We start from the raw sequence: 21,479 nt of genomic DNA on the forward strand, positions 1-21,479 counted from the left end.
CGGTCCGATTCGGCCGTCTGAGCACCCGCAGACGCCCGGCCCTCGCTGTGCGCGACCACCCGCGCAGCGCGGGTCGGGCCCTTATCGGCAGAGAACGGCGCGTCAGTCGCAGAACGGGTCGAGCGAGGTCTTGATCTGCTCGATGGCCTCGATCGACTCCGGCGAGGTCGGGTCGACGGACTCGGCGAGCTTCTGCGCGTTGGATCTGATCAGATCCCCCGGCTTGCCGCCGATGTCATCCGCGAGTCCTTTCAGCGTGGCGACCAGGTCGTCGCGCGTCGATGCGACCTGATCCGCGGTCGCATCGCCCTGGTCCAACAGCCCCTCGTACTGCGCGTAGGCATCGTCGAAGGACGTGCACACCTGGTCGACGTCGACGCCGACGGCGTCCCCGGCGAACTGCGCCACCTGTGAGCACCCGGCCAGAAGGCCGATGGCGAGGACGGCGGGGATCAGGGCGAGTCGGCGCATCGTGCCAGCGTACTGGGCCGTGCTGTGCACGACGTTGCAGCTCGGACGAGAACCAAGGCACCGTGCATCCTGTTCAATGATCAGATGATCACCACGCCGCCTGCCCTCAGCATCCGATCCCTCGACGCCACCTCGCCGGCCGAGATCGAGACGTTCTGGCGGGTGCGGAACGCGGCTCATCACGCGGACCGCCCTCATGCTGTGCTGGAAGGACTCGGAGCGCTCCGCGAGCTCATCGATCGGCCGACGCCGTACCACGAGCGGATCTGGCTCATCGCGCTGCTCGACGGTGAGATCGTCGGGATCGTCGAACTGGAGCTGCCACTCGCTGACAATGTGCACTCGGCCGCGATCGATGTAGCCGTCGCCGTCGATGCGCGTCGTTCCGGCGTCGCCAGTGCTCTGCACGCTGCTGCCGTCGCTCGCGCTCACGCCGCTGGGCGCTCGGTGCTGGTCGGTGAAGTGTCGGCGCCGAACCTCGCCGGCAGCGCGGCGATGGCGTTCGCCGCGGCCATGGGCTACCAGCGCGTGCACCTCGAGCACCATCTCGTGCTGGACCTGCCGGCGCCGTCCGATGCGCTTGCGGCGCTGGGTGAGGTGGATGCTGAGTACGAGATCATCTCGTGGGCCGATGCCTGTCCGCCCGAGTGGCGTCCGGCGTATCTCGCGATGCGCAACCAGATGAATGCCGACGTCCCGCGCGGCGACGCCGACGTGGAGCCTGTTCTGCTCACCGACCAGAGACTCGCCTCAAGTGAGCAGCTGCTTGCGGCCTCGTATCGGATCCTTGTCGCGGCCGCCCGGCATCGCGCGACGGGGGCGTTCGCCGGCTACTCCGTCGTCTTCCTGCCGCACGAAGACGTGGAACTGGCCTGGCAGGATGCCACGCTCGTCATGCCTGAGCACCGCGGCCATCGGATCGGGCTCGCGCTGAAGCGCGCCAATCTCGAGCGCATCGCTGCGCAGCATCCATCCCGCCGCGTGGCGCACACCTGGACCGACCCCGACAACACCGCCATGTACCGGACCAACAAGCGGGTCGGATTCCAGCGCGCGGAAGTCACGTGCGAGATGGAACAGAAGATCAGCTGAATCGGTCAGCCGGCGAGGTCACCCACAGCGGGCGTCATGATCTCGACCCGATTCCCGAATCCGTCGCGCGCGTGGAAACGGACATAACCCTCGAACGTGTCGCGCTCCGCCCAGGAGACGTCGAATCCGCCGCGTTCGATCCGGGCTGCGACCTGCTCCAACTCCGCGAGCGAGTCGCACACGAGGCCCGGATGCGCCTTCTTGGCCGGGACGAACGGGTCATCCACACCGAGGTGGATCTCGGCGGTGACCGTGTCGCCGTCATAGGCACGGAACCAGCATCCGCCACGACCGGCGAGGGAAGGCGGCTTCTGCACTTCCGTCAGGCCGAGGGCGTCGGCGTAGAAGCGCCGCGCTTCTGCTTCTCCACCGCGCGGAATGGACACCTGAACATGGTGCAGTTTCATCGGGGACTCCTACTCGTCAATGCGCGCGCCATCACAGCCTGCTGCACGGGCTTGAGGCCGCACTTGAACTCATAGCCCACGAAGGCTTCGTGCTCGACAGCATCCGCACTCACTTCGCGTCCTCTCACGAACGGCGGGCACGGCGCCAGCCGCACCCCGCTCGGCGCGCGGTCGAGCAGTTCGGCTGTCACTCGGTACGGCGCCAGGAGCTCGGCGTGTGCACCGGGGCCGTCGGTGATCACGACGTCGGCCGATGCGATCGCGCGGCGCAGGTCGCCTTCCCATCGGATGCCCGGAACACGAAGGTCCATCGGGCAGCTCTGCGTGAGGTCCAGACCGAAGGCCTGCGCGGCCTCCCACCAGGCGCGGCCGATGTTGCCGTCGGCGCCGACGAACAGATAGCGCAGCTGACGGGCATCCGCGACGCGCGAGAGCGCGTACAGGTCGGAGAGCACCTCGCAGGGATGGTTGGCGTCGGTCATGGCGTTGACGACAGGCAGTGCGTCGGGGGATGCCAGCCGCTGCAGCACCCCGATGTCGGGATGCCGCACGACGGCGATGTCAGCCCACTGAGCGAGGTATCCGGCGACGTCGACGAGATCTTCACTTTTGTCGAGAGTCTCGGGCGGGAACGTGATCGGCTGCAGCCCCATCTCGGCTGCACCCCGCTCGAATGAGAAGCGCGTGCGCAGGCTGGACGGTGGGAAGAACATCGCCACGGCGCCTGCGAAGCACGGGCCCCGTCCTTCGGCGTATTCGTCGGCCAGGGCGAAGAGGGAATCGAGGTCGTCTGTGGTCCACTCGGTCAGCGAAAGCAGGTGGGTCGTCATCTTCTCGCTTCCTGTCGCGTACGCGATTCGAATCTACGCCGATTTCGCAGAGGGCTTTCTTGCGCCGACCCGCGGGGCTAACTTGAACACGTCACCGACGTCGTCTGCGAGGAGCGATCATGGCGCAATACATCATCTACTTCAACCAGCAATGGGTGGGCGACCACTCTTCTGAGTGGTTTGCGTCGCGCGGGCCGCTCGCGAATGCGGTGGTGGACGAGATCAAGGGTGCCGGCGCCTACGTGTTCGCCGCGGGCGTTGATGAGGACATCGACGGCGCCTTCAGCGCAGATGCCACCAGCGGCGAGGTCGTGGTCCGCACCGGACGCGTCGCTCCTGGTGAGGCGTACCTCGGCGGCCTGACGATCATCGACGTCCCCGACGAGGACACGGCGAAGATGTGGGCGGGCAGGATCGCCGAAGCGTGCGGCTGGCCGCAGGAGGTCCGCCCGGTCTTCTGAGCATTGGGCCTTGCGAGCGGCGGCGACCTGTAAGACTGGGCGGCATGACGCTGACAACCGAAGAGTGGGAAGCCGCCGTCCGCGAACTCTGGGGGCGCTTCGACGCCCTGGAACGGGAAGACGGCGTGGCAGCGATGCGTGGCCTCGCCGCGCAGTCTCCCGCCGGTGATGGTCGGGGCGCGTTCGAGCTCGCAGGCATGTACGACTCGATGGGCTTCGAGGCTGAAGCCGGCGCCGAGTATGAGCGTGCGCTCGCACTCGGACTCGATGACGCCCGGCATGCGCGGCTCGCCGTCCAATACGGATCGACGCTGCGCAACCTCGGCCGCCTCGATGAGGCGATCGCCGTCCTGCGAGCCGCGCCGACGCATGAATCGACCGGATCAGCACCTCGCATCGTGCTCGCACTTGCGCTGCACAGCGCCGGTCGCAAGGACGAAGCTCTGCGAGAGGCGATCGAGGCGCAGATCGATGCGCTCCCCCGCTATCAGCGCTCGATGCGGAACTACGCCGCGTCACTCACCGACGGCTCCGACTGAGTCGCCTCGCCACGGGGACGCGCACGCCGCAGCATTCCGAGGATTCCCGCAGCGAGCGCGATACCCACCGCGTACCAGAGCAGATCCCCTGGCGAGAAAGCCGTTCCGAAAACAAGCCGCAACGGAGGAAACGCTGCTCCCCACTGAGCAGGTAGCGGGGACAACTGCAGCAGTTCCACGCCGAAGCACCACACGAGCGCTGCGGCCCCCGTCACCCACCACGACGCCCGCGGGGCGACGAACGCGACGAGCAGCACGATCAGGACGGCATAGAGAACGTCGCCCAGCGCGTCGCTGATGATGCCGGCCGGGGCGAGCAGATGCACGGCGAGCCCTGCGGCGACGGTCCCGATCGCGGCCAGCGCGAGGACGGATCGACGAACCCGACGCGTCTCGCGTCGGTCTGGTTCGCTGAGCGATTGAGCGGATGCCACGGGTCCAGCCTCGCACGTCGGGCTGGGCACATCACCGCGTTCGCGCGGTCACCGTGCCGGAGCCGACCGCGCACAGATACTCGCCCTCGGCGTTCTGCACGTGGATCTCGACCTGAGTCGCGGCCGTGCGCGACGTGCTGCCCTGGGTGCGGGCGCGGGCGATCAGCCGCTCCCCCTGCGCGGGGCGCAGGTAGGTGAGCGCGACCCCCGAAGTGAGCACATCAGGGCCGAGGGTCAGGCCACCGGCGAAAGTGATCGCATTGTCGGCCAGGTAGCACAGCACGCCGCCGTGGACGTAGCCGTGCTGCTGCAGCAGCTGCGCGTTCACGTCGAGCTCGAGCGTGATCCCGCTCTCATCGAATCGTGTCAGGACCGTGCCGAGCATCATGCTGAAAGGCTGTGCCTGCAGCACACCGCGCGCTTCCTCGAGGGTCAGCGTCGTCATCGAGTGTCTCCTCACTGGCATCCCGAATCGGCGGGCGAGGCGACTCTACTCGACGTACCTCGCTGATCAGCGTGCACAGTTGACTCTTCTGCACCGACGTCTCAGAGCGGGCCGAGCACCCTGCTCGGCTCGATGTCGAGGGAAAGGCTCTGCAGTACGACGAGCAATTGGCGCTCCTCGTACCGGAAATGGCTCTCCATGATCGCGGCGATGCCTTCAAGATGGCGGGCCAGCGTCTCGCGGGGCTCGGATGACGACGCTGCCGCCTGCAGTTGGCCGATCAGGTGCGCGATCATCGAATGATCCTGCTCGAGCTTTCGCAGCACGTCGCGCAACTCCGGATGCGCCTCGCCGATCGCCGGGAACAGCTGACGGTCCTCACCCTCGTGGTGCTCGGTCAGTGCGACACAGAAGCCGTGACAGAATAGCAGCAGTTCGCGGCTCGCAGCCTGCGCGGGTGCACCGGACGCCAAGGCTTCCTGCGTCACCGCCAGGGCATTGCGCAGTCGCGCGTGGACGCTGCGCAGTTCATCGGCCCAGGCGACGAGCCTGGACTTCTCACCCTCAGTCACGTGAGGGTGAAGGTGTCGACGGGTTCATTCGTCCTCATCCTTCGGATTCCACGCCTCCATGCCTGGCACGGTCTGCCACCGGCACGCGATGCTGGCACCAAGCTAACACGCCTGGTCCTCCGGAGCCGATCTCCGAGAGCCGTTCGGGTGCCGCCGCGTGGCTCGACCGGAAAGCGCCCGGCTAATACGCTCGACGTATGGAACTGAGCGACGCAGAGGTTGCGATTGCCGCGACCCTGGCAGGGTCTGACGTCGTCGCGCGGGGATACGGGACCAGCCCCCGCCGGTTCGCCAAGTCTGCGACAGACTTCGCCACCCAGACCGACATCGATGCCGAGTCCGCGATCCTGAGAATTCTCGGCGAGCACCGGCCGGATGACGCGCGCATCGGAGAAGAACTGGGTACGTCCGGCGGCGAGCACGCCGAGCGGCGGTGGTACATCGACCCGCTCTGCGGAACTCAGAATTTCGCGGCAGGCACGCCGCTCGTCGCCGTGAACGTCGCGTTGCTGTCCGATGGTGTTCCTCTTGCGGCTGCGGCGGCAGATCCGATCGCTCAGGAACTCTTCTGGACCGACGGCGTGCGCGCCTATCGCCGTCACAACGGTGACGACCAGCAGCTCGCGCCGACGGCGCATTCAGGCCTCGTCGAGGTGAACTGCGACGGACCGCTGGATCAGGCATTCGTCGGTGGACAGCTTGTGGGTGACCCGAGACTGCGCGAGCGCTACGGACCTCGGGTGATCTCGTCGACGCTCGGCGTCGTCTGGGTAGCAGCAGGGCGGCGGGCCGCTTACATCTCGGATGGAGATTTCAGGGACAATATCCACTTCGCTGCGGGCATCGCGCTGTGCGAGGTAGCCGGCTGCATCGTCAGCGACCTGAGCGGAAACGCGCTGCACACCGGTCGCGGTCTGCTCATCTCAGCTGACAGCGCGACCCATGACCGGATGGTCGCGCTCGTCGATCCCCATCTTCGGTCGGTGCTGTCGACGAGTCACTGAGATTCGGTCGAGGGCGACTTGGGGAATCGTGCGCGCAACGCGTCGCGTGCTTGCTGAGCACCACGGCGAACCTCGACCAGCGGATCCTTGAGCAGCGTCCGGATGGAGTCGAGGTCGTCCATTGTGCCCACCGCGCCAAGCGCCCGTGCCGCGGCGATCCGCACGCGCGGCGTGTCATCGGTGATCAACGCAGTCAACTCGGCGACCGCGGGCAGATCACGCGCGGCGATGACGCGCGCTGCCATCTCGCGCACACGCCAGGCCGGGTTGCCCAGCGCGCGGATGACGGCGGGAGCAGCCGATTCATCCCATGCGTACAACAGAGTGCGAGTGCCCCACAGCTCTGGCCAGTACAGCGGCGGGGCTCCGTCGAGGATGCCCTGCGCGTGCTCACCTCCGACAAGGATCAGGAACGAGTCCCCCTCGTTGTTGCCGGCCATCAGCGAGAGCGCGCGAGTGACGACTTCAGATTCGCCATCGAGCTCGACAGCGCTCTCGATGCGCTGCGCGAGCGGGATGCTGTCGGGCAGAGAGCCGTCGGAGGATGTGGCGTGAGGATTTTGAGGCACGCTTCAACGGTAGTCCCTGATGAGATCCACCAGTGTTGACCTACGCCGCGGGATCCACTCGCCAGCGCATGAGGACGTTCCCGGACTCCTCCCACACGTGCGTGCCAAGGAGCTTGAGCGCGACTGGGGGCCTGCGGTCGAACAGCGGCACTCCCCCGCCCGCTATGAGCGGGAAGGTCACCAACTGCAACTCATCGACCAGTCCCGCGTGCATGAGGTCGTTCCAGAGCACTCGCCCGAGCAGGATCAGGATGCCGCGCCCTTCGCCTTGCTTCAGCATCCGCACTTCATCCCGCGCATCGGCGATCCGCACGATCCTGGTGTGTGGCCACGCGGCGACGTCCGCGTCGCTGATCGTGTCGGAGACGACGATCTTTTCGACCGCCATGATCAACTCGGCGAACTCGCGTCGGATCGCCGTCGCATCCGGATCCTCGAGCACGCTGGCCCAATAGGTCATGTTCCCGAGGAATGACCGTCGTCCCGACAGCAACAGCGTCCCTGCGTCGCGCAGGAGGGCCGTGGTGTGAAAGTCGAACGAGTCTGCGCCGTGATAGTCGGGATGCCAGTGCTCGAAGAACGAGGCGATGTCGTGGTCATCGTCCTCGTACATCCCGTCGACGGTGGCGAAGTTGCAGACCGTGAGCGCGCGCATGCCGCGATGCTAGCGTACCGACAACAACGCCTAGCTGTTGAAGCGGAACCCCACGGCATTGCGTCGTCGATAGGCATCACGCCGCGACCGCAAAGGTCCCGCAGGCTGTGCAGACGCTGCCCGCGCGGGCCGGATCTTATGCTGTCAAGGATGGAACTACGCTCGGCAAAGACCACCGACATCGAATGGCTCGTAGAACTCCGCGCCCAGGTGCTGCACACTGACCTGGAACGGCTCGGAAGGTATGACGCCGTCCGAGTCCGTCAGCGGATGCGGGACGGATTCCGTCCCGAAAGCACACGGATCATCGTCTTCAAGGGCGAGGATGTCGGGTCCATCTCAGTGCGGGAGGAGCCGGATACTCGCTGGATTGAGCACTTCTATATCGCGCCGGTAGTGCAGAACAGAGGCATCGGGTCGAAGGTGCTGACCCTCATCCTCGCCGAGCACGATCCGCTTACCCATCGGCTGAATGTCCTCCAAGGCAGCCCCGCTCGCCGCCTCTACGAGCGCCACGGCTTCACCGTCGACTCCGAGGATGATGTGGACGTTTGGATGACGCGCCGAGGTCACGCCTCAGCGTGAGCCGGACCGACGATCAGTTGTTGAAGCGGAATTCCACCACGTCGCCGTCCTGCATGACGTAGTCCTTGCCCTCGAGGCGGGCCTTGCCCTTGGCGCGCGCCTCGGCGACGGACCCAGTGGCGACGAGGTCATCGAAAGAGATGACCTCGGCCTTGATGAAGCCCTTCTCGAAGTCGGTGTGGATGACTCCGGCCGCCTGCGGTGCCTTCGCACCCTGCGGGATCGTCCAGGCGCGCGACTCCTTGGGGCCCGCGGTCAAATACGTCTGCAGCCCGAGCGTCGCGAATCCGATGCGCGCCAGCTGGTCGAGGCCCGACTCGGTCTGACCGGTGGCCTCCAGCAGCTCCTGAGCGTCCTCGGGGTCGAGGTCGATCAGCTCCGACTCGATCTTCGCGTCGAGGAAGACCGCCTTGGCCGGGGCGACCAGTGCCTCGAGCTCGGCCTTGCGCGCAGCATCCGTCAGCACCGACTCATCCACGTTGAAGACGTAGATGTACGGCTTCGCCGTCAGCAGCCCGAGTTCGCGGATCGGTGCGAGGTCGATGTTCGAGTGCGAGAGCAGCTCACCACGTTCCAGGGCATCCTTCGCCGCCGTCGCTGCCTCGAGAACCGAGCCGTCGATGGTCTTGCGCTTGGTCTCCTTCTCGTACCGAGGAAGGGCCTTCTCGAGCGTCTGCAGGTCAGCCAGCATCAACTCGGCGTTGATGGTCTCCAAGTCGTTCTTGGGATTCACCGCACCTTCGACGTGCACCACGTCGTCGTCGACGAATCCGCGGACGACCTGAGCGATGGCATCCGCCTCACGGATGTTCGCGAGGAACTGGTTACCAAGCCCCTCACCCTCGCTCGCGCCGCGCACGATGCCGGCGATGTCGACGAACGACACCGTCGCGGGCAGCAGGCGCTCGCTGCCGAAGATCCCGGCCAGCACGGCGAGCCGCGGATCAGGCAGGCTGACGACGCCGATGTTCGGCTCGATCGTCGCGAACGGATAGTTCGCCGCGAGCACGTCGTTCTTGGTCAGCGCGTTGAAAAGGGTGGACTTGCCGACATTGGGCAGGCCGACGATACCGATAGTGAGAGCCACGGGCACTCAGTCTACCGGGGCATTGCCGCACCGCCGCCGCGGAGGGATACTGAGGCCGTGAACGACTGCTGCCCGCCGAACCGCTATGAGCGCGAGTTCAACCCGCGATTCTCGCGCGAGCTCACGCGTCGGTACCGACGCGGCGGGCTCACGACCAGCGCGCGGTGGATGGTCGACTTCGCTGAGAAGGTCGGTCTCGACGGCGCAACGGTCCTGGAGATCGGCGGCGGCATCGGCGACATCCAGGTCGAAGCACTCAAGCGCGGCGCCGCGCACACGACGAACCTCGAGCTCTCCTCTGCCTACGAAGACGACGCCGTCGCCCTGCTCGACGAGGCCGGGTTGCGCGATCGCGCGACGCGGATGCTGGGCATCGACCTCGCGCAGAAGCCGGATGCCGTGGATCCGGCCGACTTCGTCATGCTGCACCGCGTCGTGTGCTGTTACCCCGACTACGACCGCCTGCTCAGCGCCGCTGCAGATCATGCGCAGCGCGCCGTGGTGTTCAGCCACCCTGTGCAGGGCTGGGCTGGCCGCATCGCGGTGCGCGTGGTGAACGCGTACTGCGCCCTGATGCGCCGCGAGTACCGTGCCTTCGCACATTCGCCTTCGGCGATGCTCACCGTGCTGCGCCGGCACGGTTTCGAACCGCGTTTCAACGAGCGCAGCGGCCCGTGGCGAGTGGTGGGTGCGGTGCGCGCGTAGGCGTCAGGTGCAAGGCGTCGGATGCCCGTAATCAGCGATCCGCGCCAGTACCCGCGCTCGAGATCAGGCGAATGCCCCGGCAGCAGGTGAATTCGCGCGAAATCGGCCTGCCACGCCCGGCCCGCGTGCGGCGGACCCGAACTCCCTACCCGCGCTGCGCGCGGAAGGCCGAGGTCACATACGGGACATCGATGGTCGCATCGCCGGCCAGGCCGAGTTCGTCGAAGAGGGCATCCATCCCCTGCCGCACAGCCTCGCGCGTCTCGTCGGATGCCGTGATCCAGTGACTGCGTGATGCGGCCATCCGATGCAGCTGAGCACGCGTCATGGGGCGCAGCCACTCCCAGCGCTCACTCTGCACCGCATCGAACGGTGCGGCGACGGTCGGCCCGCCGGCGTCGATCATCTCTTCGGCGACGCTGGAGCTCATGACCTCCGTCAGCCGCCGCACCCAGTCCACGCGATTGTCGCGCGTGTTCCAGATCAGTCCCAGCGTGCCGCCCGGGCGCAGAACCCTCCCGACCTCGGCGGATGCACTGGCCGGATCCACCCAGTGCCAAGCCTGGCCGAGCACGACGGCGTCCAGACTGGCATCCGGCAGCGGCAGAGCCTCCGCGCTGCCGACGAACGTCGGCACCCCCGGCACGGTCTCGCGCAGTTTCGCGAGCATCGCAGCATCCGGATCGACCGCGACGACTTCCGCCTGCGGCGCATCCGCCAGCACCCGCGTCAACTTGCCCGTGCCGGCCCCGACATCGGCGATGCGCCGCGAGCGGTGCGCGAGCGTCTCCAGCATCCATGCCACGGCCTCGAACGGGTACTCGGGCCTCGCCGCCTCGTAGTCATCCGCCGCTGCACCGAAGGAAGTCGCTCGCGAATCGCTCATGCGTTCAGACTACGGCGCGCCTGCGGGCCCGGCGCACCCTTCGAACAACACTGGAATCGTGCCTTTGGACTTCACCGCAATCGACTTCGAGACGGCGAACTCCAGCCCCGCCTCCGCCTGCTCCGTCGGACTCGTCCGCGTGCGTGACGGCGAGGTCGTCGCTCAGACCGGATGGCTGATCCGTCCGCCCGCGGGACACGACGAGTTCAACATGTGGAACACCAAGATCCACGGCATCCACCCGCACGACGTCGCGGGCGCCGCCACCTGGGCCCAGCAACTCGACCGCTTGTGCACGTTCGCCGGAGACGACGTGCTCGTCGCGCACAACGCCGGTTTCGACCTCAAGGTTCTGACCACCTCATCGCAGGTGGCCGGTTTCGCTGCTCCCCCGTACCGGTCGCTGTGCTCGCTGGCCGTCGCCCGCAAGACCTACGAGCTCGAGTCCTATCGCCTGCCGGTCGCCGCAGCCGCCGCCGGCTTCGGCGAGTTCGCACACCACGACGCGCTGGCCGACGCCCGCGCGTGCGCGCAGATCGTCATCGACGCCGCCCGCCGCGCGAAGGCGGACGATGTGGATGCCCTCGGTGCAGCGCTCGGCGTGCGACTCACCGAACCCGAACTTCAGCGCGCCGTGGCCTGATCGTCTGGCATCCGCGACAATGGTCGGGTGACCAACGACGTGAGCCTCGAAGTGATCGAGGGAACCTTCGACCTGGCCCGTCAGGGGCGCACCGGCCCGCTGGGCGAGATGATCGACGCCGGAGTGCCTGTCGATGTCCGCAATCCGCGCCAGGACACGCTGCTGATCGTCGCGACCTACGCCGAGCACGGCGAGACGGTCGCCGACCTGATCGCGCGGGGCGCGAACCTGGATGCTGTCAACGCAAACGGTCAGACGGCGATCTCATGCGCCGTGTTCCGCCGCAACGAGCCGCTGCTGCGCATGCTGCTCGACGCGGGTGCGGATCAGGATGCCGGTGCGCACACCGCACGGCAGGTCGCCGACCAGTTCGGGCTCAGCGACATGCGCACGATTCTCGACTCGTACTGAGTGCTCGACTCTTCCTGACGACCGGCTGATGCTGGCGACTCAGGCGCCGCCCGGCACCCACGACAGCAGCGCGATCACGACACCGGAGAAGACGACGAACGCGCCGACCATCCACCATGAGCTCAGCTCGTGCCCCTCGTCTCGGCGCACGCGGAAGAGCACGTCGGTGCGACGCGCCGGGTCGATAGCGGGCTTCGCCGCTGCCGCTGCCTGCTGCGCAATCACCGCGGCCGCGATCTGCTCTTCGGTCACCCGCAGGATGCGTCCGGTTTTGGTGGTGATGTGCTGCACGCGACTGGGTTCGTCGGAGCTCGGCTTGTCAGACTCTTCGTTCGATGACATCCCGACCTCTCCTGTTCCTGCCTTGCCGACGCATATGGCGCGTCAGACACCCCTCATTCTGCCAGGGTGCGCAGGAAATCGCGGCATTCAGCCGATCAGAGCCACTTCGAGACGAGGTGATCCGAGGTGATGCGGCGCAATGTGCCCGACGCGCTGCGCAGCACGACGCTCTCGGTGTAGAGGTAGCCGCCCTCGCGGCGCACGCCGCGCACGAGCTGGCCATCGGTGACACCGGTGGCGACGAAGATCGTGTTGTTCCCCTTGACGAGGTCGTCGGCCTCGTAGACCTTGTCGATGTCGAGGCCCGCGTCGATGCCACGCTGGCGCTCTTCATCGTCGCGCGGCCAGAGGATGCCCTGGATGTGACCACCCAGCGCCTTGATCGCACACGCGGTCACGATGCCCTCTGGACTGCCGCCGATGCCGACGCACATGTCGGTGCGGGCGTCGTGACGGGCGGCGTTGATGCCGCCGGCGACGTCGCCATCGCTCATCAGGCGCGTTCCCGCACCGGCATCCCGGATCTCCTGGATGAGCTTCTCGTGCCGCGGCCGGTTCAGCACCGAGACGACCATCTCGTCGACGGGCTTGTCGAGTGCCTTCGCGAGGCGGCGGATGTTCTCGCCGATCGGCAGACGGATGTCGACGACGCCGACGCCGGCGGGGCCCGTGACGAGCTTGTCCATGTAGAACACGCTGGACGCGTCGAGCATCGAGCCGCGGTCCGAGACGGCGAGCACCGAGAGCGCGTTCTGTCGTCCGGCGGCGGTGAGCGAGGTCCCATCGATCGGGTCGACGGCGATGTCGCACTCGGGTCCGCGGCCGGTGCCGACCTCTTCGCCGTTGAACAGCATGGGGGCGTTGTCCTTCTCCCCCTCGCCGATCACCACGCGGCCCTGGAAGTCGACGGTTCCGAGGAACGCGCGCATCGCGTCGACGGCAGCGCCGTCGGCGGCTTCCTTCGCGCCGCGGCCGATGAACGGCACCGCGCGGATCGCCGCCGCTTCGGTGGCGCGCACGAGTTCCAGTGCGAGGTTGCGGTCGGGACGGAGGGGGCTGAGATCGGCCGTGAGACTCACCATGCGGTCAGCATAACGATCGGATGCAACGAAATTGCCGACTTTTCCACGAAACGCCATGAAGGAATCAGCGTTCTTAACGGTGCCTCAAGAACTCGTGGTGGGGGCGTGCAACAGCCGAAAGATCTCTCCTGCACGCGGCTAAAGTTGAGGCTGACCCCCGCACACCAGAAGCAGGAGAATCCATGCCCATCGCCACTCCGGATCAGTATGCAGAGATGCTCGACCGCGCCAAGGCCGGCGGCTTCGCGTACCCCGCCTTCAACGTCTCCAGCTCGCAGACGATCAACTCCGTGCTGCAGGGTCTGACCGAGGCCGGCTCCGACGGCATCATCCAGGTCACCACCGGCGGCGCCGACTACTTCGCCGGCCAGACCGTCAAGGCCCGCGCCACCGGCGCCCTTGCCTTCGCGCGTTTCGCGACCGAAGTCGCCAAGAACTACCCCATCACGGTCGCTCTGCACACCGACCACTGCCCGAAGGACGCGCTGCCCGGCTTCGTCGAGCCGCTCATCGCCGCATCCGAGGAAGAGGTCAAGGCGGGCCGCAACCCGATCTTCCAGTCGCACATGTGGGACGGCTCCGCCGTGCCGCTCGCTGAGAACATCGAGATCGCGCAGCAGCTGCTGCCCCGCATGAAGGCGATCAACGCCATCCTCGAGGTCGAGATCGGCGTCGTCGGCGGCGAAGAGGACGGCGTGCAGCACGAGGGCTCGAACGACGCTCTCTACACGACCTTCGCCGACGTCGATCAGGCCATCCAGGCACTGGGCCTCGGCGAGCAGGGCCGCTACATCGCCGCCCTCACTTTCGGCAACGTGCACGGTGTGTACAAGCCGGGTGGTGTGAAGCTGCGTCCCGAGCTGCTCGGCGAGATCCAGGCCGAGGTCGCCGCGAAGTACAACACCGGCGCAAAGCCGCTCGATCTGGTCTTCCACGGCGGATCGGGCTCCAGCGATGAGGAGATCGCCACGGCGGTCGCCAACGGCGTCATCAAGATGAACATCGACACCGACACGCAGTACGCGTACACGCGTGCCATCGCCGACTACATGTTCAAGAACTACGACGGCGTGCTCAAGGTCGACGGCGAGGTCGGCAACAAGAAGCAGTACGACCCGCGCGCGTGGGGCAAGATCGCCGAGACCGCCATGGCGGCTCGCGTGGTCGAGTCGACCCGCCAGCTCGGCTCGTACGGCCAGTCGAAGAGCTGACGCGCACCAGAACAAGACGAAGCGCCGCCGAACGCTGTCCGGCGGCGCTTCGCTGTCACTGGGGCCTTGTCCCGGGATTCACCCGCGTGGGTGAGTCGCTCACCCCTCGGGAGGATGCTGCCGAGCGGCCGCTGCGCGGAACATGGGCGCATGACCACACACCACAGCATCCCCTCCAGCATGGACAGGTCCGGCTCGAATCAGCACTCAGCAGTGCACGCGGATCGTCTCACGGTCGGCGCGGCCGTCACACTTCTCGTCATCAGCGTCCTGCACACTGCGGCCTTCGCATTTCACCAGTGGTGGGGTCCGTGGCTCGCAGGCCCCCTCCGCACGGAGCAGCTGCCGATGGAGGCCGTCGCGCAGTTCTGGGGCCTCCCCGGGGGATTCGTCGTGCCGGGTGTGCTGCTGGCGCTTCTGATTCTGCAGACGGGCCGACGCGGCCACACGATGCCGGCCTACGTCGGCGTCATCCTCGGCGCCTGGGCGCTGACCTGCGTGTGGATCGTCGGGCCGAGTGGATTCCTGCTGCTGCTCGTCCCCGCCGTGCTGCTGCTGGTCGCACGAGGGCGGGCACGCCGACGCGCGCCGTGAGCGAGTCGCGCGTCAGGTTCAGCCCCCGATCTTCTCGCCAGCGGCATCCACCACCCACCAGACATCCTTCACACCCTGACCGTTGGTGTCGCCGGCCTTGGTGTCGCCGGCGAAGAGGTACAGCGGCCAGCCGTTCAGCGTGACCTGCATCTTGCCGTCGGCGGTCTTGATGGTGCCGAGCTCGCCCGTGACGCCGTCACCCTTGGGCGTGTCGCCCGTGGCGATGATCGGCGGCCAGTTCTGCAGGCAGGCGCCGGTGCAGGCGCTGGTGTCCGCGCCCTGCGTGTCGGTGTCGAACATGTAGGCCGTCATGCCGTCGCCGGTGACGACGATCTCACCGAGGTCGGTGTCGGCGAGCTTGAGCTCGGATGCCGAGGTGCTGCCACCGCCATCGCCGTACATGCCGCCGCCATCGCTGCTCGAAGGGGCCTCCGTTCCGGAATCCCCGGCTCCTCCCGAGCCGCAGCCGGTGAGGATCAAGCCGAGGGCGAGTGCGGCAACCGCGAGTGTCCTGCGCATGTTCGTGTCCTTTCGTGGGCGCGCTCGCTGGAAGAAGCGAAGCGCTGACTGTGACACGAGACGGGTGCGCCCAGGGTTCATCCGAGCCACCCAGGGTTCATCCGACTCGCCCAGAGTTCATCCGAGTTCTGTGCGCAGCAGCACTTCACCCGCTGCAGTGCGGATCTCCACTGCGCGGATGTCGTCGATCGCGAGTGCGGTCCCGGCCGAGAGTCGCGCCGTGCGGCCGGGCTCGACCCGCCATGTCGACAGGTCGGACTCGGCCCCATCCGCGCCGACGACCGCGAGAACGTAGGTCCACCCCTCGTCGGGAGCATCCGCCCCGTAGTCGCAGGCCATGTCGATGCGCGTGCCCCATGCCAACGAGGTCAGTTCGACTTCAGCATCCACCTGCACGGGAACGACCTGCTCGAGCGCCACCGACACGGCGGGTCGGGGCGACAGCGCGACGACTCCGACCGGCACGGCGATCGCGATCGCCGCTGCGATGCCGACGGCCGCCCACGTGCGCCGACGCCGCGTGCGACGACGGGCCCGCGCGATGTCGAGCAGCTTCACCCCGGCCGCAGCGGTGTCGTCCGCATCAATGTCGCCGGCGCCGGATGCCACGGCATCGGCATTCAGACGGGACAGCAGCCCGACCGCCGGCGTGAGTTCGGCGACCGCCGCGCGACACCGCGCGCAGCCGGCGAGATGTGCCTCGTACTGCGCCCGATCGGATGCTGACAGCGCCCCCAGCGCATACGCGGCATCCCAGGTCGCGAACCGCTCGTGCTGGTCGTTCACACGATCACTGCTCACCTGGTCACCCCTCTCTCCTGCAGCGCCAGCCGCAGGGCCCTCAGTCCGTAGTGCATCCGCGACTTGACCGTGCCGCCGGGAATGCCGAGTTCTTCCGCGATCTCATCCACGCTGCGACCCCGATAGTGCGCCGCGACGATGACCGCCCGGTGTTCGTCGCTGATGGTGGCGAGCGCGTCTGAGATCAGCATCTGATCGAACAGCCGATCCGTCTGATCATCGACCGCCCGCTCCGGCAGCTCGGCCACCGGATTTTCGTGCCGGCGCCTGGCGCTGCGCGCCTCATCGATGACGATGTGCCTGGCGACCGTGAAGAACCAGGCGCGGGTCGTGGAGGCATCCTGCTCGAGGATCCGCGGGGTGCGCCATGCGCGCAGCAGCGTCTCCTGCACGACATCGTCGGCCGATCCGCGATCACCGGTCAAGCTGACGACGTAGCGCCGAATGGGCGCGGCGTGCACGTCATACAGCGCGGCGAGTCGTTCATCGTCGTCAGCGGTCACATCAGCCTCCGTAGGAGACACGAGATCCGGATGCCCGCGGTTCATTCTGAACCGAAGAAGGCTCCGGATCGTTTCTCCAGTATGAACCTGTTCGACTTCGAGTTGGCCGGCCTGCCTCTGCATCCGCTGCTTGTGCACGCGACTGTCGTGCTCACACCACTGACCGCACTCGCCCTTGCCGTCGCCGCGCTCTGGCCCGCGGCCCGTCGGCGGATGGGCCTCGCGCTGCCGATCGCCGCTCTGATCGTGGCGGTGCTCGTGCCGGTGACGATCCTCGCCGGCGAATCGCTGGCCGATCTCGTCGGCCGCACGCCCGCGGTGAGCCGCCACGAATCGCTCGGCATCATGCTGCTGCCCTGGGCAGTCGCGCTGCTGCCGGCGTCGGTCGTGGTGTGGTGGATGGGGCGCCCATCGCCCGCCGCGTCGCGCCGACCGAGGTGGGTGTCAGTGACGGTCGCGGCGATCGCCGTGGCCGTGGCGGTCGTCACGCTCGTGCTCGTGGTGCTGACCGGGGATGCCGGCGCGCGGACCGTCTGGGAGGGGACGGTCTGACAGTCAGTCGGCGACCGTGGGGTCGATGGGCTGGAAGACCTGGCCCTCCTCCTCGACGTCGACCTCGACCGTATCGACGTCGGCGTCTCCGCGCAGGCGCGACACCGCATCCGAGAACTGCTTCTCGAGCGCGTCGGCAGCGGAATCCGCGTCACCCGATGCGAGGGCGTCGAGCAGCGCGCGATAGGTCGACGACACCGACCGGCGCACCGAGTAGCCATCCGGCACGCTGAAGCTCACGATGCGGGTCTGCATCACCAGGGTGGCCATCGCTCGGGTCATCCGCTCGCTGCCGGCAGCGTCCACGAGCACCTGATGGAACTCCAGGTCCGCGTCGCCGATGGCTCTGGCATCGTCTCCGTCGCTGACGGCGACGAGGTCCTCATACGCGCGCGTGATGCGGGTGAGCACCTGCGGGTCGGCGCCGCGTGCGACCCGCCGCGCGGCCTGCGCCTCGATGGCCAGGCGCATCTCGTACACATCGGCGATCTGGTCGCCTTCGATCACCGCGACACTCATCCCTCGCCCGGGCACCGCGACCAGAATCCCCTCCTGCACCAGCCGCTGTGCGGCCTCGCGCAGCGGGCTGCGGCTCACTCCGAGCTGTGCGGCGATCTCGACCTCACCCAGCGAAGAGCCGACCGCGAGCGCTCCCGAGAAGATCGCCTTGCGCAACTCGATCGCGATGAGGTCGACGGTCGACAGCCGCGGCACGCGCAGCACTGACGCGCGGCCGACCGAACGGGGCAGGTCACGGGGCATGCAGGTCTCCTCATCCGTTAGAACGCGTTCCCATTGTCGCGCGCGCGGCGGCACATTGCCGCGCACGACTCCAGGACAACAGTTTTGTCTCGTTGTCGACAATCTGCACGTCCGATTGTACGTGCATAGACAATCTCCCGTATCGTGTGTCGCGGTCGTCGCCCACTCCGGCGACGACAGACAGTCACGAAGAGGAGCATCATGAGCAAGCGCACAGTCCGAACCGCACTCGCCGCACTGGGGGTGCTGACCCTCGCTCTCACCGGATGCGCGTCGGGTGACAACGGCGACGCCGGCGGTGACGGCGGCAGCGACGCCCAGACAACCCTCGAGAAGGCGCAGGAGTCGGGCACCATCACGCTGGCCGTGGCCTCCGAGCGCCCGTACTCCTGGGTCGAGAACGGCGAGCCGACCGGCGCCACCATCGCCATGCATGAAGAGATCTTCAGCAACCTCGGCATCGACGACATCAAGGTCGAAGAGGTCGAGTGGAACTCACTCATCCCCGGATTGAACGCCGGACGCTGGGACGTCATCAGCGCGGGAATGTCGATCCTGCCCGACCGCTGCAAGCAGGCCGCCTTCGGCGATCCCGAGATCATGTACACGACGACGCTCGCCGTGCCGAAGGGCAACCCTCAGGGGCTGACCGACCTCGACTCGGTCGTGAAGAAGGGCGACGTCAAGCTGGCCGTGCAGTCCGGGGCCATCGAAGAGGGCTACGCCAAGGAGCTCGGCATCGGCGACGTCACCAAGGTCGACAGCGCCACCGCCGGCCTCGAGGCCGTGCAGTCGGGTCGGGCGGATGCCTTCGCCCTGACCGCCGTCTCGCTGAACTGGATGACCAAGGACAGCGACGATCTCGAGACCACCGACGCCTTCGTGCAGGAGATCGACGGCGTCGAGCAGATCGGCGCCGGCGCCACGGTCTTCCGCAAGGAGGACAAGGACCTGCTCGAGGCATACAACAAGGAGCTCGCCAAGATCACCGGCGACGAGAAGTCGTACCTCGACCTCGTCGAGCCGTTCGGCTTCACAGCCGAGAACCTGCCACCCGCAGATCTGACGACGGACCAGCTCTGCTCCGGCGACCTCGGCTGACTCACACGTCGTGACCGAGAATCTCGAGGCGCTCCAGCGGGCGCTGCCCCACCTGCTCGACGGGTTGTTGATCACCGTCGAGCTCACGGTGGGCGGCGCCCTGCTGGCGTTCGTCATTGCCATCGCGCTCGGCCTGCTGGCACGGTCAGGCAACATCCTGCTGCGCGGCTTCGCCCGCACGGTGATCGAAGTGTTCCGCGGCACTTCGCTGCTGGTGCAGCTGTTCTTCCTGTTCTTCGTGCTGCCGCTCCCGCCGTTCAATCTGGAACTGCCGCCGGTCTTCGTCGGCATCCTCGGTCTGGGGCTCAACTACGGGGCGTACGGGGCGGAGGTCGTGCGCGGCTCGATCAACTCCGTGCCGCGAGGCCAGTGGGAGGCGACGACAGCGCTCAGCCTGTCGCGCACGCAGCGCATGTGGCGCGTCATCTTCCCTCAGGCCTGGGCGCTGATGATCCCATCGCTCACCAACCTGCTGATCCAGTTGCTGAAGGGCACGGCGGTGGTGTACCTCATCACGATCGTCGACCTCACCGCGCAGCTGAACAAGCTCCGCATCGACACCGACGTGTTCTTCGCCTACTCCCTGGGGCTGGTCATCTACTTCGTGATCGCGTACATCCTCACCATCGCCATGAACGCCCTCGAGGCGCGTGCCAAGCACCGCCTCGGCCAGGGCACCCGGCTGCGTGAAGCAGTCGCCGCGCCCACCGTCGACGCAGAGGGGGACGTCCCGTGAACGACGATCGAGTCATCTGGAACTGGGATCACGTCTTCGCCGCTCTGCCGGACATGCTGTGGGCGTTCCTCACCGTCACGCTGTTCGTCACGGTGCTCGGCAGCATCATCGCCGCGGTGCTGGGGCTGCTGATCGCCCTGGCGCGCAGGAGCACGCCGCGTCCGGTCGCCGCGATCCTGACGTTCGTGATGAACTTCATCCGCATGACGCCGCTCGTGGTGCAGCTGCTGTTCGCGTACTACGCCTTCACCGCCGTGCCGCCGCTGACGCTGGGTGTCATCATCTTCGGCATCCACTACGCCACCTACATGGCCGAGGTGTACCGCGCCGGTATCGACGCGGTACCGCACGGTCAGTGGGAGGCCGCCACAGCCCTGTCGATGTCACGCGGACGCACGTGGACCGCCGTCATCATCCCGCAGGCGCTGCGCTCCACCCTTCCGGCGCTCGGCAACTACGTCATCTCGATGTTCAAGGAGACGCCGTTCCTCGCCGTCATCACCGTGACCGACATGGTCCGTGCCGCGCAGGAGTACGGTGCATCGAACTTCCGGTTCATCGAAGCCATCATCATGGCGGGGGTCCTGTTCCTCGTCGCCAGCTACCCGACCTCACTGCTCATCGGGCGATTGGAGAAGCGTCTTGCCTACACAGCCTGACACCCACACCGGGGCCATCACCTTGAACGACGGCGATGTGCCCGCCATCCGCTTCGACAAAGTCGAGAAGCGCTTCGGCGACCAGGTCGTGCTGCACGACCTGGACTTCACCGTTCGCAAGGGCGACCGCGTCACGCTCATCGGCCCCAGCGGCTCGGGCAAGACGACGATCCTGCGCCTGGTGATGACACTCGAAGAGGCAAACGCCGGGTACATCCTCATCGACGGCAAGCCGCTCACGCACGTCGAGCGCGAGGGCAAGCGCGTCGAGCTGAAGGAGAAGCACAAGAACGAGATGCGCAAGCGCATCGGCATGGTCTTCCAGCAGTTCAACCTGTTCCCGAACATGACAGTGCTCGAGAACATCATCGAGGCGCCGGTGCACGTGCTGAAGGTGCCGAAGGCTCAGGCCGTCGCACGTGCGCACGAACTGCTCGAGATGGTCGGCCTGCCCGACAAGGCACATGCACACCCGACGCAGCTCTCCGGCGGTCAGCAGCAGCGCGTCGCGATCGCCCGCGCCCTGGCCATGGAGCCCGAGATCCTGCTTCTCGACGAGGTCACCAGCGCGCTGGATCCCGAAGTCGTCGGCGAGGTGCTGAACATCCTGCGCGACATCGCCCGCGACACCGACGTGACCATGCTGATCGTCACGCACGAGATGCAATTCGCCCGCGACGTCTCCAACCGGGTGCTGATGTTCGACGGCGGCCGCATCGTCGAAGAGGGCTCGCCGGAGCAGATCTTCACGGCACCGCACGAGCAGCGTACGAAGGACTTCCTCGCCGCCGTACTGTGACGGTGCTGTGAAGCCGGCGGCA

General features: G+C 67.1%; 31 protein-coding genes. 15 read left to right on the forward strand and 16 right to left on the reverse strand.

Annotation, left to right across the window (positions count from 1 at the left end; translation table 11 throughout):
* Positions 1 to 102 precede the first annotated feature (102 nt).
* A complete protein-coding gene (locus MNR00_RS11745) occupies positions 103 to 471 on the reverse strand; it encodes a hypothetical protein (RefSeq protein WP_241926105.1) in 369 nt (122 codons plus the stop codon).
* 84 nt (positions 472 to 555) lie between these two features.
* Between MNR00_RS11745 and MNR00_RS11750 the strand changes: the two genes are divergently transcribed.
* Positions 556 to 1,563 carry a GNAT family N-acetyltransferase gene (locus tag MNR00_RS11750; protein ID WP_241926106.1) on the forward strand — a complete coding sequence of 336 codons (1,008 nt, stop codon included), beginning with the start codon at positions 556 to 558 and terminating at the stop codon, positions 1,561 to 1,563.
* Positions 1,564 to 1,568: 5 nt separating this feature from the next.
* Here the strand turns inward: MNR00_RS11750 and MNR00_RS11755 are convergent, their stop codons facing one another.
* Positions 1,569 to 1,970, reverse strand: a complete 402-nt coding sequence (locus tag MNR00_RS11755; RefSeq protein WP_241926107.1) for a VOC family protein — start codon at positions 1,968 to 1,970, stop codon at positions 1,569 to 1,571.
* Complete coding sequence (locus MNR00_RS11760) at positions 1,967 to 2,800, reverse strand: ornithine carbamoyltransferase (protein WP_241926108.1); 834 nt, start codon at positions 2,798 to 2,800, stop codon at positions 1,967 to 1,969. The genes MNR00_RS11755 and MNR00_RS11760 overlap by 4 nt, the downstream gene beginning before the upstream one ends.
* Positions 2,801 to 2,919: 119 nt before the next feature.
* On the opposite strand from MNR00_RS11760, the gene MNR00_RS11765 reads away from it, so the two are divergent.
* Positions 2,920 to 3,261, forward strand: coding sequence for a YciI family protein (locus MNR00_RS11765; RefSeq protein WP_241926109.1), 342 nt, complete (start codon positions 2,920 to 2,922; stop codon positions 3,259 to 3,261).
* Positions 3,262 to 3,305: 44 nt separating this feature from the next.
* Positions 3,306 to 3,800 carry a tetratricopeptide repeat protein gene (locus tag MNR00_RS11770; protein WP_241926110.1) on the forward strand — a complete coding sequence of 165 codons (495 nt, stop codon included), beginning with the start codon at positions 3,306 to 3,308 and terminating at the stop codon, positions 3,798 to 3,800.
* Here MNR00_RS11770 and MNR00_RS11775 read toward each other — a convergent pair.
* From MNR00_RS11775 to MNR00_RS11785, 3 genes are all read right to left on the reverse strand, one after another.
* Positions 3,767 to 4,234, reverse strand: coding sequence for a DUF2809 domain-containing protein (locus tag MNR00_RS11775; protein ID WP_241926111.1), 468 nt, complete (start codon positions 4,232 to 4,234; stop codon positions 3,767 to 3,769). The two genes, MNR00_RS11770 and MNR00_RS11775, sit on opposite strands and share 34 nt — an antisense overlap.
* A 31-nt stretch (positions 4,235 to 4,265) precedes the next feature.
* Entirely contained in the window at positions 4,266 to 4,679 is a 414-nt protein-coding gene (locus tag MNR00_RS11780; RefSeq protein WP_241926112.1) for a PaaI family thioesterase, read from the reverse strand.
* 101 nt (positions 4,680 to 4,780) lie between these two features.
* Positions 4,781 to 5,251, reverse strand: coding sequence for a hemerythrin domain-containing protein (locus tag MNR00_RS11785; RefSeq protein ID WP_241926113.1), 471 nt, complete (start codon positions 5,249 to 5,251; stop codon positions 4,781 to 4,783).
* 197 nt (positions 5,252 to 5,448) lie between these two features.
* Here MNR00_RS11785 and MNR00_RS11790 point away from each other — a divergent pair, with 197 nt between their 5' ends.
* Entirely contained in the window at positions 5,449 to 6,255 is an 807-nt protein-coding gene (locus MNR00_RS11790) for an inositol monophosphatase family protein (RefSeq protein ID WP_241926114.1), read from the forward strand.
* On the opposite strand, the gene MNR00_RS11795 is transcribed toward MNR00_RS11790, so the two are convergent.
* Positions 6,249 to 6,824: a HEAT repeat domain-containing protein gene (locus MNR00_RS11795; RefSeq protein WP_241926115.1), complete on the reverse strand. Its 576-nt coding sequence runs from the start codon at positions 6,822 to 6,824 to the stop codon at positions 6,249 to 6,251. The two genes, MNR00_RS11790 and MNR00_RS11795, sit on opposite strands and share 7 nt — an antisense overlap.
* 40 nt (positions 6,825 to 6,864) lie before the next feature.
* The gene (locus MNR00_RS11800) at positions 6,865 to 7,479 is read right to left on the reverse strand and encodes a dihydrofolate reductase family protein (protein WP_241926116.1); all 615 of its coding nucleotides are present in this window, start codon (positions 7,477 to 7,479) and stop codon (positions 6,865 to 6,867) included.
* Positions 7,480 to 7,629: 150 nt separating this feature from the next.
* Between MNR00_RS11800 and MNR00_RS11805 the strand changes: the two genes are divergently transcribed.
* Positions 7,630 to 8,064 carry a GNAT family N-acetyltransferase gene (locus MNR00_RS11805; protein ID WP_241926117.1) on the forward strand — a complete coding sequence of 145 codons (435 nt, stop codon included), beginning with the start codon at positions 7,630 to 7,632 and terminating at the stop codon, positions 8,062 to 8,064.
* 13 nt (positions 8,065 to 8,077) lie between these two features.
* On the opposite strand, the gene ychF is transcribed toward MNR00_RS11805, so the two are convergent.
* Positions 8,078 to 9,151 carry a redox-regulated ATPase YchF gene (gene ychF / locus MNR00_RS11810; protein WP_241926118.1) on the reverse strand — a complete coding sequence of 358 codons (1,074 nt, stop codon included), beginning with the start codon at positions 9,149 to 9,151 and terminating at the stop codon, positions 8,078 to 8,080.
* A gap of 57 nt (positions 9,152 to 9,208) precedes the next feature.
* On the opposite strand from ychF, the gene MNR00_RS11815 reads away from it, so the two are divergent.
* Positions 9,209 to 9,856 carry an SAM-dependent methyltransferase gene (locus tag MNR00_RS11815; RefSeq protein ID WP_241926119.1) on the forward strand — a complete coding sequence of 216 codons (648 nt, stop codon included), beginning with the start codon at positions 9,209 to 9,211 and terminating at the stop codon, positions 9,854 to 9,856.
* Positions 9,857 to 10,001: 145 nt separating this feature from the next.
* On the opposite strand, the gene MNR00_RS11820 is transcribed toward MNR00_RS11815, so the two are convergent.
* Positions 10,002 to 10,742: a class I SAM-dependent methyltransferase gene (locus tag MNR00_RS11820; RefSeq protein ID WP_241926120.1), complete on the reverse strand. Its 741-nt coding sequence runs from the start codon at positions 10,740 to 10,742 to the stop codon at positions 10,002 to 10,004.
* 58 nt (positions 10,743 to 10,800) lie between these two features.
* Here MNR00_RS11820 and MNR00_RS11825 point away from each other — a divergent pair, with 58 nt between their 5' ends.
* On the forward strand, positions 10,801 to 11,385 hold the full coding sequence (locus MNR00_RS11825) for a 3'-5' exonuclease (protein WP_241926121.1): 585 nt from the start codon (positions 10,801 to 10,803) through the stop codon (positions 11,383 to 11,385).
* Between the two features lie 27 nt (positions 11,386 to 11,412).
* A complete protein-coding gene (locus MNR00_RS11830) occupies positions 11,413 to 11,796 on the forward strand; it encodes an ankyrin repeat domain-containing protein (protein WP_241926122.1) in 384 nt (127 codons plus the stop codon).
* A 39-nt stretch (positions 11,797 to 11,835) separates the two neighbouring features.
* On the opposite strand, the gene MNR00_RS11835 is transcribed toward MNR00_RS11830, so the two are convergent.
* The gene (locus MNR00_RS11835; protein WP_241926123.1) at positions 11,836 to 12,138 is read right to left on the reverse strand and encodes a hypothetical protein; all 303 of its coding nucleotides are present in this window, start codon (positions 12,136 to 12,138) and stop codon (positions 11,836 to 11,838) included.
* 95 nt (positions 12,139 to 12,233) lie between these two features.
* Positions 12,234 to 13,220 (reverse strand): class II fructose-bisphosphatase, encoded by a 987-nt coding sequence (gene glpX / locus MNR00_RS11840; protein ID WP_241926124.1) that lies wholly within the window; start codon positions 13,218 to 13,220, stop codon positions 12,234 to 12,236.
* Positions 13,221 to 13,402: 182 nt separating this feature from the next.
* On the opposite strand from glpX, the gene fbaA reads away from it, so the two are divergent.
* Both fbaA and MNR00_RS11850 read left to right on the forward strand, forming a co-directional pair.
* Entirely contained in the window at positions 13,403 to 14,431 is a 1,029-nt protein-coding gene (fbaA, locus tag MNR00_RS11845) for a class II fructose-bisphosphate aldolase (RefSeq protein ID WP_241926125.1), read from the forward strand.
* Between the two features lie 150 nt (positions 14,432 to 14,581).
* Positions 14,582 to 15,025 carry a hypothetical protein gene (locus MNR00_RS11850; RefSeq protein WP_241926126.1) on the forward strand — a complete coding sequence of 148 codons (444 nt, stop codon included), beginning with the start codon at positions 14,582 to 14,584 and terminating at the stop codon, positions 15,023 to 15,025.
* 18 nt (positions 15,026 to 15,043) lie between these two features.
* Here the strand turns inward: MNR00_RS11850 and MNR00_RS11855 are convergent, their stop codons facing one another.
* The 3 genes from MNR00_RS11855 to MNR00_RS11865 form a co-directional block, all read right to left on the reverse strand.
* Positions 15,044 to 15,544 carry a hypothetical protein gene (locus MNR00_RS11855; protein WP_241926127.1) on the reverse strand — a complete coding sequence of 167 codons (501 nt, stop codon included), beginning with the start codon at positions 15,542 to 15,544 and terminating at the stop codon, positions 15,044 to 15,046.
* Positions 15,545 to 15,661: 117 nt separating this feature from the next.
* Complete coding sequence (locus MNR00_RS11860) at positions 15,662 to 16,345, reverse strand: zf-HC2 domain-containing protein (protein ID WP_241926128.1); 684 nt, start codon at positions 16,343 to 16,345, stop codon at positions 15,662 to 15,664.
* On the reverse strand, positions 16,342 to 16,848 hold the full coding sequence (locus MNR00_RS11865) for a sigma-70 family RNA polymerase sigma factor (protein ID WP_241926129.1): 507 nt from the start codon (positions 16,846 to 16,848) through the stop codon (positions 16,342 to 16,344). Before MNR00_RS11865 ends, MNR00_RS11860 begins: the two co-directional genes overlap by 4 nt.
* 81 nt (positions 16,849 to 16,929) lie before the next feature.
* Between MNR00_RS11865 and MNR00_RS11870 the strand changes: the two genes are divergently transcribed.
* Positions 16,930 to 17,400, forward strand: coding sequence for a DUF2231 domain-containing protein (locus tag MNR00_RS11870; protein WP_241926130.1), 471 nt, complete (start codon positions 16,930 to 16,932; stop codon positions 17,398 to 17,400).
* Between the two features lie 3 nt (positions 17,401 to 17,403).
* Here MNR00_RS11870 and MNR00_RS11875 read toward each other — a convergent pair whose 3' ends face one another.
* On the reverse strand, positions 17,404 to 18,162 hold the full coding sequence (locus tag MNR00_RS11875; RefSeq protein ID WP_241926131.1) for a GntR family transcriptional regulator: 759 nt from the start codon (positions 18,160 to 18,162) through the stop codon (positions 17,404 to 17,406).
* Positions 18,163 to 18,363: 201 nt separating this feature from the next.
* Between MNR00_RS11875 and ehuB the strand changes: the two genes are divergently transcribed.
* Genes ehuB through ehuA form a run of 4 tightly spaced genes read left to right on the forward strand, consistent with a single transcriptional unit; the run spans position 18,364 to position 21,457 of the window.
* On the forward strand, positions 18,364 to 19,263 hold the full coding sequence (gene ehuB / locus MNR00_RS11880) for an ectoine/hydroxyectoine ABC transporter substrate-binding protein EhuB (RefSeq protein ID WP_241926132.1): 900 nt from the start codon (positions 18,364 to 18,366) through the stop codon (positions 19,261 to 19,263).
* A gap of 10 nt (positions 19,264 to 19,273) precedes the next feature.
* Positions 19,274 to 19,999 (forward strand): ectoine/hydroxyectoine ABC transporter permease subunit EhuC, encoded by a 726-nt coding sequence (gene ehuC / locus MNR00_RS11885; protein WP_241926133.1) that lies wholly within the window; start codon positions 19,274 to 19,276, stop codon positions 19,997 to 19,999.
* Positions 19,996 to 20,658, forward strand: a complete 663-nt coding sequence (gene ehuD, locus MNR00_RS11890) for an ectoine/hydroxyectoine ABC transporter permease subunit EhuD (RefSeq protein WP_241926134.1) — start codon at positions 19,996 to 19,998, stop codon at positions 20,656 to 20,658. The genes ehuC and ehuD overlap by 4 nt, the downstream gene beginning before the upstream one ends.
* Positions 20,659 to 20,680: 22 nt before the next feature.
* Positions 20,681 to 21,457, forward strand: coding sequence for an ectoine/hydroxyectoine ABC transporter ATP-binding protein EhuA (gene ehuA, locus MNR00_RS11895; RefSeq protein WP_277884369.1), 777 nt, complete (start codon positions 20,681 to 20,683; stop codon positions 21,455 to 21,457).
* The last annotated feature ends 22 nt before the right edge of the window (positions 21,458 to 21,479 follow it).

It is taken from the genome of Microbacterium sp. H1-D42, assembly GCF_022637555.1.
Classification (GTDB): domain Bacteria; phylum Actinomycetota; class Actinomycetes; order Actinomycetales; family Microbacteriaceae; genus Microbacterium.

Coding starts and splice junctions, on each gene's coding strand:
- ehuB (WP_241926132.1), top strand. CDS start 18,364: ATGAGCAAGCGCACAGTCCGAACCGCACTCGCCGCACTGGGGGTGCTG.
- MNR00_RS11875 (WP_241926131.1), bottom strand. CDS start 18,162: ATGCCCCGTGACCTGCCCCGTTCGGTCGGCCGCGCGTCAGTGCTGCGC.
- fbaA (WP_241926125.1), top strand. CDS start 13,403: ATGCCCATCGCCACTCCGGATCAGTATGCAGAGATGCTCGACCGCGCC.
- MNR00_RS11870 (WP_241926130.1), top strand. CDS start 16,930: ATGAACCTGTTCGACTTCGAGTTGGCCGGCCTGCCTCTGCATCCGCTG.
- MNR00_RS11835 (WP_241926123.1), bottom strand. CDS start 12,138: ATGTCATCGAACGAAGAGTCTGACAAGCCGAGCTCCGACGAACCCAGT.
- MNR00_RS11765 (WP_241926109.1), top strand. CDS start 2,920: ATGGCGCAATACATCATCTACTTCAACCAGCAATGGGTGGGCGACCAC.
- MNR00_RS11780 (WP_241926112.1), bottom strand. CDS start 4,679: ATGACGACGCTGACCCTCGAGGAAGCGCGCGGTGTGCTGCAGGCACAG.
- MNR00_RS11790 (WP_241926114.1), top strand. CDS start 5,449: ATGGAACTGAGCGACGCAGAGGTTGCGATTGCCGCGACCCTGGCAGGG.
- MNR00_RS11805 (WP_241926117.1), top strand. CDS start 7,630: ATGGAACTACGCTCGGCAAAGACCACCGACATCGAATGGCTCGTAGAA.
- MNR00_RS11760 (WP_241926108.1), bottom strand. CDS start 2,800: ATGACGACCCACCTGCTTTCGCTGACCGAGTGGACCACAGACGACCTC.
- glpX (WP_241926124.1), bottom strand. CDS start 13,220: ATGGTGAGTCTCACGGCCGATCTCAGCCCCCTCCGTCCCGACCGCAAC.
- MNR00_RS11820 (WP_241926120.1), bottom strand. CDS start 10,742: ATGAGCGATTCGCGAGCGACTTCCTTCGGTGCAGCGGCGGATGACTAC.
- MNR00_RS11855 (WP_241926127.1), bottom strand. CDS start 15,544: ATGCGCAGGACACTCGCGGTTGCCGCACTCGCCCTCGGCTTGATCCTC.
- MNR00_RS11745 (WP_241926105.1), bottom strand. CDS start 471: ATGCGCCGACTCGCCCTGATCCCCGCCGTCCTCGCCATCGGCCTTCTG.
- MNR00_RS11850 (WP_241926126.1), top strand. CDS start 14,582: ATGACCACACACCACAGCATCCCCTCCAGCATGGACAGGTCCGGCTCG.
- MNR00_RS11755 (WP_241926107.1), bottom strand. CDS start 1,970: ATGAAACTGCACCATGTTCAGGTGTCCATTCCGCGCGGTGGAGAAGCA.
- MNR00_RS11750 (WP_241926106.1), top strand. CDS start 556: ATGATCACCACGCCGCCTGCCCTCAGCATCCGATCCCTCGACGCCACC.
- MNR00_RS11800 (WP_241926116.1), bottom strand. CDS start 7,479: ATGCGCGCGCTCACGGTCTGCAACTTCGCCACCGTCGACGGGATGTAC.
- MNR00_RS11770 (WP_241926110.1), top strand. CDS start 3,306: ATGACGCTGACAACCGAAGAGTGGGAAGCCGCCGTCCGCGAACTCTGG.